Origin of the sequence: Neglectibacter sp. CSJ-5, from assembly GCF_032490475.1 — a bacterium.
Classification (GTDB): domain Bacteria; phylum Bacillota; class Clostridia; order Oscillospirales; family Acutalibacteraceae; genus Hominenteromicrobium; species Hominenteromicrobium mulieris.
This window is the reverse complement of sequence record NZ_JAVYJC010000001.1, coordinates 394,415-413,104: the sequence shown is the minus strand read 5'-3', so window position 1 is coordinate 413,104 and position 18,690 is coordinate 394,415. Positions and strand designations below refer to the sequence as shown.

Genomic DNA, 18,690 nt, shown 5'->3' with positions numbered 1-18,690 from the left:
AAATGAGAAATTTCAAATACACATAAGCATTGCGACTTTATGTCACCAGATGAATTCGAGCGAGTATATCAAGAAAGAACGCCCATTCTCTCTTGAGGTATTTCGGCATACGGGGCATAGCGGACACCTCCTTTTCGCTGCCGAATGCCGATTTGCTCCCGAAACGCAGAAACGCCCAAAACCGTTTCCCGCTGTATAGTTTCGGGCCGATTTTGGGCGTTTTCTTTCGATATGAACGGCTTTGTTTTGGCGGCGGTATCCTACCGCCAACCATCCAAAAGCCGCTGGTTGCCGCTTCCGGGCAACAAAAAAGCGCCGTATTGCTACGGCGCTTTTGTCTTGCTCGGAAGATGGAGCAAGGAAACACTATTCCATTATTTGTTATGCTTTTTCTTTCTGCTGGCAACCGTTATACCAATGGCAGCACCGCCGCTGACAATCAGCAGCGCAAACCACAATGCGGGGTTGGCGGTGTCGCCGGTGCGCAGAATCGGGGAAACAGGCTGCACCGTCGGCTGGGGCTGCACCGTCGGCGTCGGCTGCGCTGTAGGCTGCGGGGGCACAGTGGGCTGCGGGGTTGCCGTTTCCGTCGGCTTTGCCTTGACGGTGAACTTAGCTGTTGCCGTACCGTGTTGAGAAACAATCGCAAGCGTATGCTCGCCCACGGAAAGCGCGGCAACAAAATCACGGTTCAGCGTGATGATGGTGCTGCCCTCTCTCTTCGTATAGTTCTTTTCTTCCAGCGCAGTGCCATCAAGCTCTACACGAACAAAATCGGCAAAGGATGCATCAGAAGTGAAGGTCAGTTCCTTTTTCTCGCCCTGCGTGACCGCTGCACCATCCCCGGCTGTGATTTTCGGGGGCAGCTTTGCCGTCACGGTGGCAGCCTTGGTGATTTCCTTGGTTGCCGCAGCATCGGAGAAATACTTCTTGCAGCCGTCGCAGTACCAATACGCAATGTTGCCTTCTTCGGCAGCGGTGGCAGCCTTTGCGTCAATGTGTTTCAGGTCGGTGTGGTTGTTCGGGTCAAGGCTGCCATAGCTTGCCTTGCAAAACTCACAGACGGCATTTTGGGTGCAGGTCGCTTTGCCGCCGGAGTGCTCCGCGTAGCCGTTCTTTCCCGCGTTATCCGTCACATCGCAATTATCGTTGGCACACTCATGCCAGTGATGCGTTGCATCGGACGTCCAATCGGACTTCCAGCTATGGCCCGTAGCTGGAATCGGCTCTATTTTTGTTGCGCCGCACTTGTTGCAGCTATATGTCTTTTCACCCGCTTTTGTGCAGGTAGGCGCTGTTGTTACCGTACCGCTGTTCCAAGTATGAGGGCCTACGTCATCCTTTTCATCGCAACGGGAACACTGCTTCCAGTGCTCGTTATCATCATGTGTCCAACTGGTAGTAAAATCATGTCCCAGAACATCGCCATATTCCGCACCGCAAACTGCGCATTTTGCTTTTTCGGTGCAGGTGGCCGTGCCGCCGGAGTGTTCCGCCTTATGAAACACCGCGCCGCAGGTGCAGACCTGCCAGTGTTCCGTTTCGTTGGATTTCCAGTCGTTGCTCTGGTGGTCATGGGCGTCGCCCTGTCCCTTGAACACGGGCAGGGTTATTTTTGCCGCAGCCACATACTGGCAGCTGTCCCATGGAGAATTGTCGCGGCCAGCCTTAAGCTCATCCAGCACGTCACCGTTGGCAAATTCCGCGGCGGTTTTGGCGGTTCCATTGAGATCTGTGTCCGTGTCGCTCAGATAGTAGCAGTTGGTGGGTCTGCTATCATTATAGGCGGAGACTGCGATTTTACTAACATATCCGCTACCAGTGATTTCGCCGACATTATAGCAGTTGGAAATCTTTCCGTTCATATAAAATCCGCAGATACCTCCGGCGTCGCCACTGCCGTTGTCGCTTCTGTCGGTGATTTTTCCGATGTTATAGCAATCGCGGATTATTAGCGTACGACTATTATAGTCGACTAATCCGACAATTCCACCGACTCTGGCATCTATGCCTGTGCAGGAGACCGTGCAGAGGCTGGCGCAGTTTTCGATGGTTTCGTCCATAGCGTAGCCCGCAATGCCGCCACACCACCCCTGGTTAGCAGTACATGACACCGAGCCTGCCACCGTCAGTTTCCGGATGGTGCCGTCTTTTACGCAACCGAACAGACCGGCGCGACCGGGCTGGACATTGACGGTTACACTCAGATTCTTGACGGTGTGTCCCTGCCCGTCAAAGGTACCGGTATAGGCACTGTCTCTGTCCGGACCGATGGGCGTCCACGGTTCGTTATTCAAATCAATGTCCGCAGTCAGCACAGCATACGCGCCACAGTTCTGCGTCTGGCCGCCCGCACCGTTGACAATATCCCGGAACAGCTTCAGCTGGTCGGCGGTGCTGATTTGATAGGGATAAGCTGCGGTGCCAAGGCCGTCCATGTAAACGGTGTTATTGCCGACCTTGTAGGGCAGCGCAATGCTGCCATCCACCGTGCCGCCGGTCATAGTAAAACTGGCACTGGGTTTGACGACAAACACACTGTTGCCGCCATTCACCGCCGTGCAGCTCGCGATGCTGCCGTCATTCATGGTGAAGGTGCTGCTACCGTCTACATATACACCGCCGCCTTGCTGGGCAGTGCAGCTGGAGATGGTGCCGCCATTCATGGTGAATCTGCTGGTGTTGCGTATCTTCACCGCACCGCCGTAGTTGCCGGCAGAACAATTTTCAATCGTTCCGCCGTTCATTAAAAAGGAAGCATTTCCCTTGATAAAGATCGCACCGGCATCGTCATCCGCTCTGCAGCCGCTGATGGTGCCACTGTTCATAATAAAAGTGCAGCCATCACCGATATCCACCGCACCACTGTCATCACTGGCTTTGCAATTCGTAATAGCGCCGCCGCTCATCTCAAATTTGCCGCCGTCTGAGATATCCACAGCACCGCCGTCACCGTCAGTCATGCAGTTTATGATGGTGCCGCTTTTTAAGGTCAGGATACCGCCGTTGATACTGAAGCCGCAGTTGTTATTTTGACCGTCAATTTTACCGCCGGTACCGCTGTCCTTTACCGTCAGATTTCCGTGTTCATTCACGCTGAATATATCATCGCACTCCGTATCACCGCATGTCAAAGTATAGCCGTTCAAATCCAGCGTGACATCAGGGCGGTTGACGGTCAGGGTACTGCTGATGCTAATGTCCCCTGTCAGCCTGACGGTGTCGAAATTAACATCAGCAATAGCTGCAGTCAGTTCTTCCGCGGTGCTGACATCTTTTGCCGTCTCGTTTCCGCCAATTAACGACGTCAAGGCTGTCTCCGGCTGGGGGTCGGACACTTTCCCCTCCGGCTGGGGGTCAGACACTTCCCCCTCCGGCTGGGGGTCAGACACTTTCCCCTCCGGCTGGGGGTCAGACACTTTCCCCTCCGGCTGGGGGTCAGACACTTCCCCCTCCGGCTGGGGGTCAGACACTTCCCCCTCCGGCTGCACTGCCGCATCGTCTGCGGGCTGGGCGCACTTTGCACAGTTCTCCGGCAAAGCGCCCTCTGCGCCGCAGATGGGACAATCTGCGTTCATTGCTTCCGCCGTGCAGGCTGTTTCACAGCTGCAAACAGGCGGTTCTTCCGTCTCGCTCTCGGCAAATGCCGTGGTCGGCACAAGGCAGAGCACCATGCACAGAGCAAGCAGGATACTGAATAATCGTTTCTTCATCTTGTTTCCTCCATTTCGCCGTTCTTTGACAGCTTAAAATCGTATTTCATTTCCAACATGGCAAACAGCTTATACATAACCTCCGTGGCGATTGCCTTAATATCTAATGACTGAATAAAGGCAAGCACCTTTGCCTGTTCTTCCTCCGGTACACGATACACCCGCATCGCCGCCGTCAGAAAGCGGCTGAGCTTGCGTTCCAACGGAAAATGAATATCACATTTTCTCGCCATATAGCTACGCATCAATCCCGCCGTGCCGATTTCCATCTCGTAAAAGTCGCTCTCGGTATCATCGGGGAAATTTTCACCAAAAATCTGCTTCAGCTCTGCCGTGGTATGCAGGTAGATATACTCCGATGTTTCGGGCAGGGAATAGGCTTCAATGTAGATTTCCCTCAGGTTCTCATTCAGCTCGGTCAGTGTCAGTTGGATCGCCGTTTCCACCGCATAGGCGTAAACCGGCGGCAGCTTGCTGTCTGCAATGCTTCTTGCCACGCCGAACTGTCCGCCGAACATCGTTTCGGTCAATTCCAGCAAAATTCTGTCCTTGGTAGGAAACAGATTCAAATAGCTTCCTCTTGCCACACCTGCTTCGTCCACAATCTGACTGACAGAGGTGTTTTTATACCCCTGTTCCAGAAAGAGACGGACGCACACGGTCAGTATTTTCCGCTTTGTTTCACTGCTGTCTCTCCGCAAATATATCACCTCTCTCCAAACGTTTTAGTACGCATACCAATAATATCATAACAAGTACAAAAAGGCAAGCGTATTTGAAACTTTACCTCCGTAAATTGTGACATTTTCACAAACGCTGCCTTCTTCCATTACGATGTCCTCCCGCATCATGTATTCGTAGGGATGCAGCAGCCAGTCCCGGTATTTGTCCTGCTCGGCTTTCATTTTCTCATAAAGGCGAGCGTTGTAATCCTTTTCGCTCATAGCGAACACCTCCTTCAAAATAGAAATAGCCGCCTGATTTCTTTTGAAAACCAAGCGGCTATGTACGCTATATTCAGTTCGACAAACTGGAAGTTGTTAATTACAGTCTCAGAACAGCGATCAGTTCTTCGCCGTCCATTTCACCGGTTTCTTCGAAACGAAAGAGCGATACATCTGACGGGCAACTGCATTATCGGGTTCATATGATAGCCAACAGTATTCCGCTTCTCCACAAGGCATAGATTTTATGAACTCTAATGCAAGGCTGACCGCTTCTTTCCCGTACCCTCTGTTTTGATATGCCTTATCGATCATAAGACGCCACAGATTATAGTTTCCCTTTGCAATTTTAGGTGCATCCGTCCAATAATCATCAACATCAAAACCAATCATCAGGAAGCCTACAGGCTTATCCTCATCATATATACCAAACGGGAATGCATGACCGTTTCCCGTAATTGCAGTATACGCTTCAATGATGCTGATCTCATTGGTGGCAACGAAGTTCTTCTGCGATTCCGATACCGTCAGTTTCAGGATATCCCAGACATTATTACCATTTACTTTTTCTAAATGAAGCATATATCTTTACCTCGCTAAATCCCGATTTGTCTCTCACAAGCAAAAGTATTATACCACATCTTTACGAATTTTTCTACCACTTCGACTACCCTAAAACACCTGCACCATATTCAGTTCGGTGAACTGGGATTTATCTCTCAGCAGCGATCAGTACAGCTCTGCACGGCGAACCATCCGCACCGGATAGATTTAATGGCGCTGCATTTAAGAAATAACTGCCTTCCGGAACTTCTGCCAAACGGATTCCTTCAAGCAATACGATACCGGCCCCCAGCAGGATGAGATGTACCTCCATTGGAGCAGCTTCGGGCCCGACAGTCTGGGATTCGTTGCCGAGCAGTAAGATCCCCGAGTCGGCAAATACTTTCGCTGCCTCCGAAGAAACCTCCGCGTCTCCCTTAATAAGAATTCTCGTTGCCGCTTCCGGGTTCTGTTTTTTCGCTTTTTCAAGGATTTCCGCCGCTGCGGTGCCGGAGACAATTCCGCAATATTCCGCAACATAAGCCATTCCTACGAATGTGTCCAAGCCTATGGAATCAACGGTTTTTCCGCCTTTGATAAAGTGGAACGGCGCGTCGATATGCGTGCCGTTGTGAGCACACATACCAAAAGCCGTCAGGTTATACAAATCGCCCTTTTCTATTGAGCAAAGCTGCTTTTTTTCAGGCGCCGGATCGCCGGCAAATACCTGACAGCCGAAAACCTCTTGGGAAATGTCATAAATTTTCATTTCACATTCTCCTCCGTCAAATTTCGATTAGTCATTCTGATTTAAGAATATTATACTACGACATTGTGACTTTTTCTACCGTCAAGTTCGCAGTATAGTAAAGCCGTACCGCTTACTATTTTTTCTTTTACTGCTGAAACAGTATCTTTGATTGAATGCGTAGTTGTATCTATAACATTTAATTCATAGATTCCTAAATTGGAAAATTGCTTCCACATTGTTTCAACTAATTCAATATTTGTTTCTCTGTCTAACTTTGAGCGTTCGATAGCTCGCTTCATAGTTTCTTCTTTACTTGCCCTTAAAACGATATAGTGTACTTCATAATGCTCTTGAACAATGTTGAGCCACGGCTCTAAAAACCACGGTCCTACAATGCCATCTACAATTACATCATATCCGCCACGAGCATATCGCTTCGCAGCTTCTAAAAACGCTTCAATGACAATCAAATTTTGCTCATTTGATTCTGGCAAATGCGGTGGTATTGCCCCTTTACTCAAATAATGATAAAAGTCATCTGTGTGCATATGCACAGACTTTTCCAAATCTGATTCTTTTGCAACAGCAGATGCCGTTGTAGTTTTTCCTGTCCCCGGCGCACCTGTGATTACAATAATTCTACCTTGATTCATCTATATTTTACCTCCACAACTTCCGATTTGTCATTCTGATTTAAGAATCCTATACGACGATATTGTGACTTTTTCTACCGTCAAGTTCGCAGTATAGTAAAGCCGTACCGCTTACTATTTTTTTCTTTTACTGCTGAAACAGTATCTTTGATTGAATGCGTAGTTGTATCTATAACATTTAATTCATAGATTCCTAAATTGAAAAATTGCTTTCCTTCAGAATCCAGAAGAGGTGTAATACCAGCCCCGTATCCAGATTTCCAACAAAGATAATTAACTCCAGTCTCCTTATCTACAAGAAGTCAGTTTATAAACAATAAATTCTAATCAAACCTAATATGAGAAGATGCACAGGATAAAATAAATAGAAAAACCACTTGGAGAATACTTTCCCCTTTTCCATTCGCTTGCCATTATAGAAATATAAAATTACAATTCCTGCAAGAGCAATTCCTAACATACTTCCTAACGCATAAGCAATATTTGTACCTAGCGAAAATCTTCCAATACCACCTGCAAAATTAAAAAGTCCAAATAATAACATTGAAATAATAAACGTATATTTTATCTTATTTCTTGTTCCTCTACTCCATATAAACAACAGTGTAAATATTGGTGCCAATAATGCCCAATCGCTGAATAAAGAAAGTACTGTCAATCCCAAGATACATATATCTTTTAAAAATTTATTTGATACTTTATCATTCACAATTAGAATTATAAAACATATGAGCAATGTAAATAGCATATTCAAACCTTGAAATTCTAACACTCCATTTGTTGTAAACGCCATACAATATGGGATTTCAGAAATCAAGGCAAATATTAGCAGTCTAATCGCATAATTCTTTTTTGAATGAGTATATTGAAAGCCCTCTACAAGAAAGTAACACATTGTAATTGCTGTAAAATACCCTATGTCCAGAAATAGCTCCGACAGAAAATATCCTGATTTCATAAAGACTTGTGAAATATGATTCAACAGCATAGTCAACATGGCTATATATTTAATAACATCTCTGTTTAATTTTGGGTTACCATACGCCATTTTTGTTTCCATTTTTACCACCTCAAATACCGATTTGCATTTCCATTCATTTTAGAAAATGGGCAACTCCGATTGGAATTGCCCACTCGCTATACTTGCTATCTTAACATAACATTCAGTATCGAACAAGCTTTTGAGAAAAGGATTTCTCCTCTCTCAAAGGGCAAGTTGGCAAACTGGAATTTAGATCATGATTCATATGGATAGTAGTGTTCTGCCTTCGACTGAAATTCACATAATTTTAATATTTTCATATCCTTATCAAAATCTGCTATTGTAACACCATCAAAGCCATCTATCTTACCATCATAATTACATCTGAAGTACCATTCAACAATTAACGTTTGGTTTTGCTCGAATATTCGTTTGATTGTCCATTCCAATACTTGTCCCTTATTATTCCAATTTTCAAACCATGTTACAATTTGTGATAAGCCATGATATTCAGGTCCATAGCATTCACTATATAAAGCATTTTCAGAAAAAGTCTGTTTTACAATCTCAACATCGTTATCTAACCAAGACTGAAAATATTTCTTAATGACATCTACTTTCATATTATCCTCCACAAATCCCGATTTGTATTTCTGTTTGTTTTAAAAATGGGCAACTCCGATTGGAATTGCCCACTCATTGCACTAATTATGCGATTTTTTCTTGCTTGCACCGATTTCTGCATCAAATGATGTAAGTTTAATGTAAATCGCTGTTTTTTTAGTTTTTTATCAAACGAAGTACGTCCCGTCTATTTAGTAAAACGGTACATCTTTACATCATCTTAATAGAGCTTTGCACCTGCCGGAATTCTGTCATCTACCATCAGAAGATGGAGCTTTTCTTCGCCTTCTTCTTCGTGGATAGCACTGAGGAGCATACCGCAAGAGTCAATGCCCATCATCGCTCTCGGAGGCAGATTGGTGATTGCAATGCAGGTCTTACCAACCAGTTCATCCGGCTCATAAAAGCTATGAATACCGCTTAAAATGGTTCTGTCTGTGCCTGTTCCGTCATCAAGCGTAAACTGTAACAGTTTCTTTGACTTCGGTACTGCAACACACTCTTTAACCTTTACTGCACGGAAATCTGACTTGCTGAATGTATCAAAATCTACCATTTCCTCAAACAAAGGCTCAATCTTTACTTTAGAAAAATCAATCTTTTCAGACTCAGTTTTTACATTTTTTCAGGTGCTTCAGAAGCTGTATTATTTACATCATTTTTCTTATTTACACCATCTAAGGACTTCATTGTCGGGATTTTCGTGGCCAGCCTTAGATAAGCTCCGCTTAGCGTCTATAAGTCCCGACCGGCATCTACTCGTTTGAAGCTGGGGTAAGCTCAGTTACGCCTAATTCAGATAGCGGAAAATCTAATGGCGTAAGCCGTGGAGTAAGCTGGCGTAAGGTGGCTTCATTTTTTTGAAAACGAGCCGTGTGCTATACTGAAACTAACCACTTAAACAGTATAACACACGGCTTAACGAAATTCAATATTTTCCGTTCAGTTTACAAGCATTTCGGTTTTTCCATTCTAAAAATCTCTCTCGAAGCACTTGAACATCTTTCTCGGAATCCGTATGGAGGTAAATATGATTGCGGATAAACAGCGTTTTGATTTCCGCTGCCATTTGCAAAGTATCCGCAGTTCTTTTAATAATGAAGTAGTCAATAGTTAGTAGACACAAAATTTCTTATGCCACCAGTTCTGTTCTATATGGGACAGGTGGTTTTCCTTTTAGTTTGCGGACGGGTCGTTCATTGTTGAAATAGTAGATTGCCTGCTCAATGGTAGATCTCAGATCATCACACTCCCAGTAACGGAAGTGCTTGCGCAGCGTGTCCTTGAATCGCCCCCAAAAGCTTTCCATAACTGCGTTGTCGCGAGGGTTTCCGGCCCTTGACATACTTTGAATTACATTGTATTCTTTAAGCAGGTTACAATAACCTGCGGATGAGTACTGGACACCTTGGTCGCTGTGCAAAAGGACTTGGTGTTCGGTGCTCATTTTTCTTTTCAGAAGGCGCTCTGCCGGCTTCATAACGAGAAAATTGTCAAAAGTATCGCTGAGTTCCCATTCCAGAATCTCGTTGTTGAACAGATCCAAATAGCCTGCAAGATAATACCACTTGCCGTTATGTTTGATGTAAGTAACATCCGTCACAATCTTCTGCATAGGCCTCTCTGCTTTGAATTTTCTGTTCAGTACGTTGGCATAGCGGATGTGTTCTAAGTTGGTTCCCGTGGCCGTAGCTTTCCTGCGCCTGGTGTATCCGTGGATTCTCAGTCGCTTCATTGACTTCCAAACAGTAGGATCACTGACGATCCAACCGAATTCAAGGTACAGCTTATCCCTGATCTGGCGGTATCCCATCATTGGGTGGTGGGAATGGATGTCCAGGACATAACTATCCAGTATTTTATGTGTTTTCTCATACCGGTTTAACTGTTCTGCTCGCTTCAGCCACTTGTAGTAGCCGCTGCGAGAAACACCGTAGATTTCACAAAGTTCGCTGACAGAATGTTTGTCTGTCTGCTTTTGAATCTCGGCATACATCTCTCGGATCATCTTTTTCGGGCATCGCCCCCTTTTCGTCCGTTCCGTTTTTTTAAACGAAGTACCTCCGCCTCTTTCTTAACCAGCTCTCGCTTCAGCAGTTCGATCTGGTATTGCAGCTGCTCCTCGTAGGTCAGTTCATTCCGGCGCTCATAACGAGATAAAGGATTCCCGGGTTTCTTCTTAACTTCCAGCCCGGCTTCACCTTCTGCTAGATACTTTCTGGTCCTCTCTTGTATTAACCGATGACTGCATCCTGTTTCTCTTTCGAGCGACCTTGAAGTTTCTCCTGCTAAATTCCTCTTTACAATAGCTAACTTTTCTTCTTTGCTTCGCATCGTGTATTTACCAGCCATATTGCCACCTCCATGTCTATAATAGCATAAAAATAATGGTAGGCTCTTTTGTGTCTACCATTATTTTATCACTTCAGGAGTCGCTGATGGCTGAGGCGCAGATGCGCCGGAAGGCGTTCTGCCGGGAATGTCGATAGGCTCCGTCTCTTTCTGATAGTAGCCCATAACTGCCGTGGTCATGGCGAAGAGAAGGACGGCCATGCAGATGATCGGACGAATGATTCTTGTGATTCTTTTCATAATGCTGTCTCCTTGCCGCGCTGGGATAGCGGCGCAGCTCAAAATGTCATTGATTAGCTTCTTGTAGTGATGAAAAAGGAACAGCTCAGCTTCCGGGCAATACCGGAAGCTGAGCTGTTTGTTGGCCTTAAAGGGTGATAAAACGATTACCGTGCACGTTTTCTCTTAAGGTGGACGGCGCCGGCCAGAGCAAGGGTACTTGCCAGCAGGAGGGCGCTCCACAGCGGAAGATTGCTGCTGTATCCGGTGCTGGCGCTGGCAGTGCCCTTGACGAAGATGGCCTCGATGGTATGGGGGCTGCTGACATTCTCAAAGGTGTAGGACTTCACCGCGCCAATGCTCTTGCCGTCAATCTTGACATTGGCAACAGCATAGCCCTTATCCGGGGTGATGGTGAAGGTCTGATCACCACCCTCACGAACGCTGACATTGCCGGAGGGAGAAATGGAGCCGCCAGCCCCGGCAGTTGCCTTGATGGTGTAGTAGCTGTCGTACCAACCGCCGTCACTGCTGGACTTGTGATACAGCTCAACCTCGCCGGTCAGGGTCGTGTAGTTGTCATCATCAGGCGTGAAGCGCCATTTGTAGGTCGTGTTGGCCTTGACCGTGGTATCGTCGGGCAGGGGCTCGCCCTTGTCATCCACCCATTCCAGCTTGCCGTCACTGGGATTCAGAGTGCTTCCCTCGATGGTCAGCGTCACGTCCTTCAATGTTTTGCCACTGGTTGTGATCTTGGTGTACTTGGGCTCACCGGTGGGAGTGGCCGGTTTGATCATGAGCACGAAGGGGGCGCTGGTGACGTCGTTATAGTTGTTGTCGCCTGCCTTGGTCGCGATGACACTCACAGAGCCGACCTTGACCGGAGTCAGAACGCCGGTGTTGGGATCGATGGTCGCCTCGCCGGTGCTGATAGCATTGTCGATGCGGTAGGTTACAGCACCCATGCCGGAGCCGCCGGTAGTGGTCAGCGTCAGCTTTTCACCATAGATTACGGAAGTGTTGCCGGTGATGGTCAACGGCTTCTGATCGTCCTTTTCTGTCAGAGTGACGTTCAGCGTGATGGTGAAATCCTCGTAATTGTCACAGGACGCCTTGAGGATGAGGGTGATCTTGTCACCCGCCTTGCCGCCGGAGATGGCATAGGTCAGCAAGTTGCCGTCCGCTGCGAAGTCCTGCTTGGGCAGGACGATGCTCGCCTCGCTGCTGAACGTCCAGTCCTGCCCGGCGGGCAGTCCGGCCCAGTCCGGCGTGTAGGTGTGATCCGAGGTGTCCGTGTACTTCTGCTCCAGCTCGACCGTTTTGAGGTTGCCGCCATCTGCCTTGTTCACCGTGACTTCAAGTTCAATGTTCTCCACTGTGTTGTAGTTTTCGGTGTCCTTCGGAGTGAACTTTGCCTGGAAGGTCTTGGCGGCAGTCGAAGCGCCGCCCACAGATTCGCTGCTATCCATCCAACTCCAGCCGTCCGGCAGCGTCACATCCGCCAGCGTCTGACCGTATTTTGCCGTCAGCCCGGTGGGAACGGTGTAGGTCGGCGTTGCCTTTGCTACCACAAATTCGCAATACACAGCTTCAAATCCGTAGTAGTTATCCGTATCACCAATGCTGGCGTACATACGGTAGGTACCGGCGTTCAGCGCGGGCGGATTGCTGATATCCCACGTCTGAACAGAGCCGCTGTCCGCAGCGGCATAACTGTAGGTCACTTGAGCATTCAAATCGCCCGTCTGGTCTGTCAAGGTCGGTGTGCTGGGCGTTTTACCGTAAGTATAGCCCGCCATGCTGAGCTTGCCGTACTGCCGAGCCTTTTCGACAGTGATATTCGATCTTCCCGAAACCGTTAAATACTTCTCGGTGTCAGTCGGTTCGAAAATCCACTCGGCTGCATAGGTACCGTTCCCAACCACGGGTATATGCGTGCCGTCCACCCATTCAAAGGTTCCATCGACATCCACGTTGTTGACATTATCATGGAGCTTGCCGGAGAGAGCGATGGTATTCAGGGCGTCGCCGTAGATGATGGCGTTCTTGCTCAGCGTCGGTGTGCCGGTGGGAGTGATCCTGTTCTTCGCGCTGACGTTGACGGTCAGCGTGATGTCCTCATAGTTTGCGCTCTTGATCACTACGGTCACTGTGCCCACAGAGCCGGTGGTTTCCACGTCATTTTTCTGAACGGGCAGGGTCAGCTCGCCGTTTTCCACCTTCGCGCCGCTGGTGTAGTAGCCGTCATTTAGTTTGATTTCGCCGATCTCATAGGTGAGCGCACCGTACTCTTTGGGCGTTTCCAGCGTGGGCAGGGCGGGGAGCGTCACAGTGTAGGTCTTTTCGTGGCCGTTTACAATGGTCAGTGCGGTTTCCTTGGTGAAGTCAGGCGCAGCGGCCTTGGTGATGTTGCCAGTCGTGGTGAAGCTGCTCTGCTCCAGGGCGTAATTCTTCGCGGCCTGCCCCATCAGGGTCACTGTGGCAGTGACGTTCTTGCCGTTGCCCACACTGGCATCGTCAAAGTTGGCGGTCACGGTGTAGTCTGTGCCTCGGTTCAAGGTCACGTTGTCGAAGGTCACGCTGGAGATGTCCGCGTTTGTCGTGCCATCATAAGGCTTGGACGCAGCTGTTACCCCGGTGATCGTCAGCGGCTTCTTCCCAATGCGGACCGCCACGCTGGCGGGTGCGGTATCTTTGTGGTTTGCATCGCCAATCACCCGATACCACACGGTATATGCTCCGGCATCGGTGCCGGTAGGGGTGTCCGGGCTGTATGTGCCGTTCTCGGTCAGGCTGTACTGCATGGTGCCACCGCTGGTCACACTGCCCGCAGTAATCAGCGCCTGCTCCTGTCCGGTATAGGTTAGATTTTCCTGCGCCGTGGGAGCGTTGAAGGTGGGGGTAGCCTTGTTCACCTTGATGGTCACAGTTCCGGTCGCAGTCGCGTATTCCTCATAGCCCTCCGCCGGGGTGAACGTCCACGAAGCCGGATAGTCGCCCGCAGCTGGCTTGAACGTGCCATTCGTCCATGTGAATGTACCGTCAATCGCCTTGCCGCCAGCTTTCATCTTACCTGCGATTTTACTGTCATTCAGCGCTTGACCATAGGTAATATCGCTTGCGCTGATGGGGCCGTCCGGCACGGGAACATCCTTGTTTTTGGTCTTCACCCCGATGGTTAAGTAAAAATCCCGATAGTTATCCGAGGTGACCCGGACATCAATCGTGCCGACAGAACTTACCTTATCGTAATCTACTGCCGGAACGGTCAGCTTCAGCTTATACTGACTGTTTTCCTCCACAACCTCTGCCTGAACCGTGTCCTTGTAGCCGTCCGTCAGGTAGGTGCCCCTCAACGAATAGCTGACGTTTCCATACTCACAGGGAGAACTCAACTTAGGCAAGTAGTCGTTGGACAGTACCATTTCATAGGTTTTTGCCAGATCGTTGATGACTGTCACCGCAGGGTGGAGATCGGAACCGGGCGCGGTGGCCTTATTGATCTTGAAGGTCTTGTCCGTTTCCGAACCCTTCAGCGTAAAGTCCTTTTGGGTCGTGTCGTCTTCAAAGACATAGCCCGGATTCTTCAACTTGATGGTGAAGGAGACAGTCTTTTCGGTTTCGCTTGCATCGGCGGAATCATAGCGGGCGTTGGACACCTCATAATCTGTACCCTTAGCCAGCCGAAGCGTAGTACCAGTATAATAGCTGTCCGCGCTCTTAAATGTGATTTTCGCATTTGCAGGCAGATCTGTCGTTCCGTCGTATGTCTTAATGATGTCGCCGACCGAAGCCGCTACTTTGAGCGGTCGAACCGTCCATTCGGCAGACTTGCTTCCGGTATAATCGCCGTTGTCTGTTGCCTTGATGGTCAGCGTACAGGGGCCTACATCGTAGGTGCTAGCGCCGCGGGTGATGACGAAATCCACATTTTCTTCCAGCTTTGTGCCGTTGTATGTCACGACAAACATCGGCACACCGGTCGCAGACACAGAATTAAAGGCCGCTTCATTGCCATAGGGGAATGTGATCTCGGCATTGCTGAGATTCGGCTTGGTGACGGTCAGCTTCTTTTTGGCGCTCTGCACCGTATAGCCGTCCTTGGTGGCGGTGAAATAGATGGTGTATTCTCCGATTGTATCGAAGGAGTAATCTTTTGTATACCTCCCACCGGAATAGCTCGGCTCCGTCAAGGTGATGGGCGTTGTTTCGCCCGTCTTCAGGATGGAGAACGTCACCGTCACATCCTTCGCATTGCAGCTGGCGCAGAGCTGGACGGTCGTGCCGCGCTCCACCTTCGTCAGGTTCTTGCCATCGACCTTCAGATTCAAGATCTTGGTCGTGATGGGCAGTCTATTGATAATAACATTGTTCAACTGCGAGCCTTTGACATCATCCCGGGCATACCACTTGTGGGTGCCGTCCGCGTTGAGCATCTTGTATCCAAGTGCTGTGTCATTCAGAATCGTTTTCCACGTCGCGCCCTCTGCCAACGTCAATGTGCCGATCACGGCAGGCTTACCCGACCCGGCGAGTTTTGCTCCCCTGTGGGCAACGACCGCATCAATGCTGGCCGTGGTCGTGTTTTTCGTGTTGCTCAAGGTGGTGGTGTTGCTGCCCGCAGCCGCCTTGACCGTCACCGTGCCCTTGATGGAATGGCCGTTCAGGTCAAGTCCCGTGTCCTTTGTGCCGCCGATGGTATAATTGCCGGTCACGTCGGCCAGCAGCTTAAGGGTCGCGCCGCCGTATCTGTCTGCGTCAAGGGCTGTCTGCAAATCGGCAAATTTCCGCTGCAGGCGGTTGCCCTCGCCATTGTTCAAGGCTGTTTCAGCCACCGCGGGCGCGCCGCAGTAGGGGCAGGTAGTGCCATCAAAGCCGTTCTTGCCGCCGTGGCTGCACGACTTTACCACCAGGTCGCAGGTCTGGGAAGTGGCTTCCTCCAGCGTGAGCTGCGTGTCGTCACGGTAGTAAGCAATTCCCGCTTTCTGGGGAAGCAGATCACCCAATGTGATGTTATTATTCAGCCGCAGACCTTTTCTCAAAATCTTTCCGCCGTACAGCTCGACTGTGCCGCCCCAAACCTCCAGCTGGAGCAAAGTGGTATGGTCATTCTTCGGATCAAATACCAGTGTACCGCCGTCCCGCACGATCACTCCCACCGCGCCGTTGCCGCCGCTGCTGTCAATGACCGTCAGTTTACCGGTGCGAACCTGGCTCGTGGCCGTAAGACCGCCGACATTCAAGCTGTATCCGCTCAGACTGTGTCCGTCCAAATCCAGTGTGAGGGTTTTGCTGACATATGTATCGCTGGGCAGCATCTCGTTTGCCAGCAGCTTGATGGTCGTGCCGTTTACGGCGTTCTGAAACGCGGAAGCGAGGTCAAAGGCGTAGGTGGGCTCGGAGCCCTCAACTTCCACCTTGGCAACCACTTTTGCGCCGCAATCAGAGCAGGAGAGGGTAGTCTCGTCCACAGTATTGTGCGGGCAATGGTAGCCGCAGATGGGGCAGACGCCGTTTACCAGCACCGACTTTTCTTCGCTCAAGTCTCTGTGTGCGTGGCTTCTGCCGCAGTTGCAGTAGGCAATGCCATTCGTTTCATCATGGGTATAGCTGCATGTATGCGCCCCAATGCTGTATGTGTCAAACTTGAGTGTAAGTGCAGCGGCGTTTCTGACGGTGCCATCTGCTTTATAAATGGCATTGCCATCGGCTATCAGTTTAAGTACCGTGTTGTAGATGTCGCTGGCCACACCCTCTTGCTGAATGCAGACGGCGAGGACGTTGTCCGATGTGGCGTTACCGTTGGGGTCTTGCGCGTAGAACGTGCCTTTTGTCAGAAGATTGGTCAGCTTCGCGTTGTCGAGCATCGTCAGACCGCCGTTCAAGGATACGTTGCCCTGCAAATCCAGCTCGCTTTCACCTTCGGCGCGGATCGCGGGCTTGCGGCCGCTGCTGTCGTAGCCGCCCTGCGCGGTGAGGTCGCCCGTAATCACCAGCTTGCCGCCGGTGAGCGAGATGGCAGGGAAGGCGGTCGCGTTGGAAGCGGTGTTCTGGTTGATCTCGCCCGCGCCCTCGATGCGCAGTGTGCCGCCGGTGACGGTCAGGGGAACGCCTGCTTCTGCTTCCAGCTTGTGACCGTTCATGTTCAGCGTGAGCGACCCAGCCGCCGACCCGTTGAACATGACATCCTCGGTCAAATCCTGTCCCAGCGTTACCGACGCGATAGAAGCGTTATCCGCCGCTGCAGCCAGAGCGGCCTGTAACGTGTTGTAGCAACTGTTGTTATTGTCAACGACGATTGCTGCCACGCCGCAGTCGCACTTGCCGTTTTCAAAGCTGTGGGTGTGGGGCCTGACCGTTACATTGGTCAGCGTTTTTTCAGTGCTGTTCTGCGCGTTGTCGCCTTGGTAGAAGGCATAGTTATCTGCCAGCAGGGGCATGAGCGGGCTTGAACTGCTTCCGTTGGTGTTCGTAATTGTACCAAACGTGCCGCCGCTGATGGCGATGGTACCACCGTTATTACGGAATTTTACATTACCGAACGTACCGTCTGTGATGTTCAGCGTACCATCGTTGTACCATGTGCCCGCGTGCCCTGTGCCGCCGGTGACGGTAACGGTTGCGCCATCGCCTACTGTAGCGTTATACACCGTGCCGCCGCTGATGGTCACAGTGCCGCTGTTCCCGTTGCAGGTAAGGCTGCTTTTGTCATCTCCAATCCGGCCGCCCTGAATCGCCAGTGAACCTTTTACAAATTCGAGGTTTTTGATTTTGCCGCAGCTGCCCCCTTGAGCATTATCTACGACGGTCAGGTTGCCGTCGCAGGACTCAAGGATTCCGCCCTCCTCGTCAGGAACCACCTCGCCCACAGTGAGATAATCCACCGTCATGCCGTTCAGGTCGAGCGTCAAGGCTTTCTTGACGACAGCCAAAGTGGCATACTCGCCCCCTTCGACGTCGCTCCAATTTGTCGTATGGTCTGCCAGCAGCTTGACGGTGTTGCCGTCCTGCGCCGCGTCCAGCGCTGCAGGGAGAGTTTTGTATGTACCGCCATCCGTTCCGTCCGCTCTTGTCACGGAAGCCGCCGTAGGTTCGTTGACCGTGAGTGCCACGGTTGCTGACCGATCCTCTTTGTAGTTCTTGGTCTCGGCGGTCTTGGCGTAGACATAATATGTGCCGGGGTCGCTGATTGCAGTGTTCTCGTCAATCTTGGGCATGGCTTCGCTGCCCTCGTACTCCGAAGATCCAGCTATTGGTTTGTACTGCGTATAGTAATATGTCACCGCAGCACCCTCCGGCGCACCCTCGACAGACAGAAGCGGAAGAAGCTTTTCGCCCGCCGTGCAAGCCGGCTTGGAAAGAGATACGGTCAGATCGGGATAGGCCTTGTTGATGTTGCCGCCGATCTCAAATTTTTCTTCGCCCGCCTTGAGCTTGTACTTTACCGCGGCTTCGCCGATCAGCTCGATTTCCACAGTGACGGTATGCCATCCCGCGTCCGCGGAATCGAACGTCTTCTTGGCGGTAAAGCCCGTTCCTTCTTTGAGTTTGATTTCATTTGTGCCGTCTGTAAACGTCAAGTCGATTGGAATCGTGCCGCCGTCCGTCGTGCCGTCATAGCTGCGGCCAATGGAATCGGGCTTGCTGACGCACCAGATTTCCGTTCGCGTGTCCTCTCCGGGGATATATGTGCCGCCGCCACCTTCTGTCGGGCTTCCGGGGGCTACATAGATCCCACCGCCCTCGCCACCGGTCTCACCGCCGCCGATGACACCGCCCGATATGCTCACGTCCTCTCCCTCGGCGAAAGCCGCTGTGGGCAGAAGCGTCAGGCAAAGCACGAGCACCATAAATAAGCTCAATACTCGTTTTTTCATAAGATCCTCCTTTAGAATATACATATAGGGTT

At 50.2% G+C, this 18,690-nt stretch carries 13 protein-coding genes and 1 pseudogene; all 14 read right to left on the bottom strand.

Features of this window, described 5'->3' with window-relative positions; genetic code table 11:
- Nucleotides 1-374: 374 nt before the first annotated feature.
- On the bottom strand, nucleotides 375-3,713 hold the full coding sequence (locus R2K26_RS01900) for a pectate lyase-like adhesive domain-containing protein (RefSeq protein ID WP_316518479.1): 3,339 nt from the start codon (nucleotides 3,711-3,713) through the stop codon (nucleotides 375-377).
- On the bottom strand, nucleotides 3,710-4,414 hold the full coding sequence (locus tag R2K26_RS01895; protein ID WP_396897213.1) for a TetR/AcrR family transcriptional regulator: 705 nt from the start codon (nucleotides 4,412-4,414) through the stop codon (nucleotides 3,710-3,712). The genes R2K26_RS01900 and R2K26_RS01895 overlap by 4 nt, the downstream gene beginning before the upstream one ends.
- Before the next feature lie 45 nt (nucleotides 4,415-4,459).
- Nucleotides 4,460-4,657 (bottom strand): hypothetical protein, encoded by a 198-nt coding sequence (locus R2K26_RS01890; RefSeq protein WP_316518898.1) that lies wholly within the window; start codon nucleotides 4,655-4,657, stop codon nucleotides 4,460-4,462.
- 120 nt (nucleotides 4,658-4,777) lie between these two features.
- A complete protein-coding gene (locus R2K26_RS01885; RefSeq protein ID WP_396897212.1) occupies nucleotides 4,778-5,239 on the bottom strand; it encodes a GNAT family N-acetyltransferase in 462 nt (153 codons plus the stop codon).
- A gap of 130 nt (nucleotides 5,240-5,369) precedes the next feature.
- Complete coding sequence (locus R2K26_RS01880) at nucleotides 5,370-5,969, bottom strand: cyclase family protein (protein WP_316518477.1); 600 nt, start codon at nucleotides 5,967-5,969, stop codon at nucleotides 5,370-5,372.
- A gap of 50 nt (nucleotides 5,970-6,019) precedes the next feature.
- A complete protein-coding gene (locus tag R2K26_RS01875) occupies nucleotides 6,020-6,604 on the bottom strand; it encodes an AAA family ATPase (protein WP_316518476.1) in 585 nt (194 codons plus the stop codon).
- 209 nt (nucleotides 6,605-6,813) lie between these two features.
- Nucleotides 6,814-6,906 (bottom strand): annotated as a pseudogene (locus R2K26_RS01870) (DUF6440 family protein); the annotation flags it as partial.
- A gap of 5 nt (nucleotides 6,907-6,911) precedes the next feature.
- Nucleotides 6,912-7,664: a TraX family protein gene (locus R2K26_RS01865; protein ID WP_316518475.1), complete on the bottom strand. Its 753-nt coding sequence runs from the start codon at nucleotides 7,662-7,664 to the stop codon at nucleotides 6,912-6,914.
- 176 nt (nucleotides 7,665-7,840) lie between these two features.
- On the bottom strand, nucleotides 7,841-8,209 hold the full coding sequence (locus R2K26_RS01860; protein ID WP_147513982.1) for a nuclear transport factor 2 family protein: 369 nt from the start codon (nucleotides 8,207-8,209) through the stop codon (nucleotides 7,841-7,843).
- A 221-nt stretch (nucleotides 8,210-8,430) separates the two neighbouring features.
- Nucleotides 8,431-8,766, bottom strand: coding sequence for a methionine--tRNA ligase subunit beta (locus R2K26_RS01855; RefSeq protein ID WP_396897211.1), 336 nt, complete (start codon nucleotides 8,764-8,766; stop codon nucleotides 8,431-8,433).
- Between the two features lie 576 nt (nucleotides 8,767-9,342).
- Nucleotides 9,343-10,218 carry an IS3 family transposase gene (locus tag R2K26_RS01850; RefSeq protein ID WP_316518474.1) on the bottom strand — a complete coding sequence of 292 codons (876 nt, stop codon included), beginning with the start codon at nucleotides 10,216-10,218 and terminating at the stop codon, nucleotides 9,343-9,345.
- Nucleotides 10,215-10,562, bottom strand: a complete 348-nt coding sequence (locus R2K26_RS01845) for a hypothetical protein (RefSeq protein ID WP_316518473.1) — start codon at nucleotides 10,560-10,562, stop codon at nucleotides 10,215-10,217. The genes R2K26_RS01850 and R2K26_RS01845 overlap by 4 nt, the downstream gene beginning before the upstream one ends.
- A gap of 60 nt (nucleotides 10,563-10,622) precedes the next feature.
- The gene (locus R2K26_RS01840; RefSeq protein WP_316518470.1) at nucleotides 10,623-10,802 is read right to left on the bottom strand and encodes a hypothetical protein; all 180 of its coding nucleotides are present in this window, start codon (nucleotides 10,800-10,802) and stop codon (nucleotides 10,623-10,625) included.
- Between the two features lie 146 nt (nucleotides 10,803-10,948).
- A complete protein-coding gene (locus R2K26_RS01835) occupies nucleotides 10,949-18,658 on the bottom strand; it encodes a YDG domain-containing protein (RefSeq protein WP_316518468.1) in 7,710 nt (2,569 codons plus the stop codon).
- Nucleotides 18,659-18,690 lie beyond the last annotated feature (32 nt).

Coding starts and splice junctions, on each gene's coding strand:
- R2K26_RS01900 (WP_316518479.1), bottom strand. CDS start 3,713: ATGAAGAAACGATTATTCAGTATCCTGCTTGCTCTGTGCATGGTGCTC.
- R2K26_RS01890 (WP_316518898.1), bottom strand. CDS start 4,657: ATGAGCGAAAAGGATTACAACGCTCGCCTTTATGAGAAAATGAAAGCC.
- R2K26_RS01885 (WP_396897212.1), bottom strand. CDS start 5,239: ATGCTTCATTTAGAAAAAGTAAATGGTAATAATGTCTGGGATATCCTG.
- R2K26_RS01880 (WP_316518477.1), bottom strand. CDS start 5,969: ATGAAAATTTATGACATTTCCCAAGAGGTTTTCGGCTGTCAGGTATTT.
- R2K26_RS01875 (WP_316518476.1), bottom strand. CDS start 6,604: ATGAATCAAGGTAGAATTATTGTAATCACAGGTGCGCCGGGGACAGGA.
- R2K26_RS01865 (WP_316518475.1), bottom strand. CDS start 7,664: ATGGAAACAAAAATGGCGTATGGTAACCCAAAATTAAACAGAGATGTT.
- R2K26_RS01860 (WP_147513982.1), bottom strand. CDS start 8,209: ATGAAAGTAGATGTCATTAAGAAATATTTTCAGTCTTGGTTAGATAAC.
- R2K26_RS01855 (WP_396897211.1), bottom strand. CDS start 8,766: ATGGTAGATTTTGATACATTCAGCAAGTCAGATTTCCGTGCAGTAAAG.
- R2K26_RS01850 (WP_316518474.1), bottom strand. CDS start 10,218: ATGATCCGAGAGATGTATGCCGAGATTCAAAAGCAGACAGACAAACAT.
- R2K26_RS01845 (WP_316518473.1), bottom strand. CDS start 10,562: ATGGCTGGTAAATACACGATGCGAAGCAAAGAAGAAAAGTTAGCTATT.
- R2K26_RS01840 (WP_316518470.1), bottom strand. CDS start 10,802: ATGAAAAGAATCACAAGAATCATTCGTCCGATCATCTGCATGGCCGTC.
- R2K26_RS01835 (WP_316518468.1), bottom strand. CDS start 18,658: ATGAAAAAACGAGTATTGAGCTTATTTATGGTGCTCGTGCTTTGCCTG.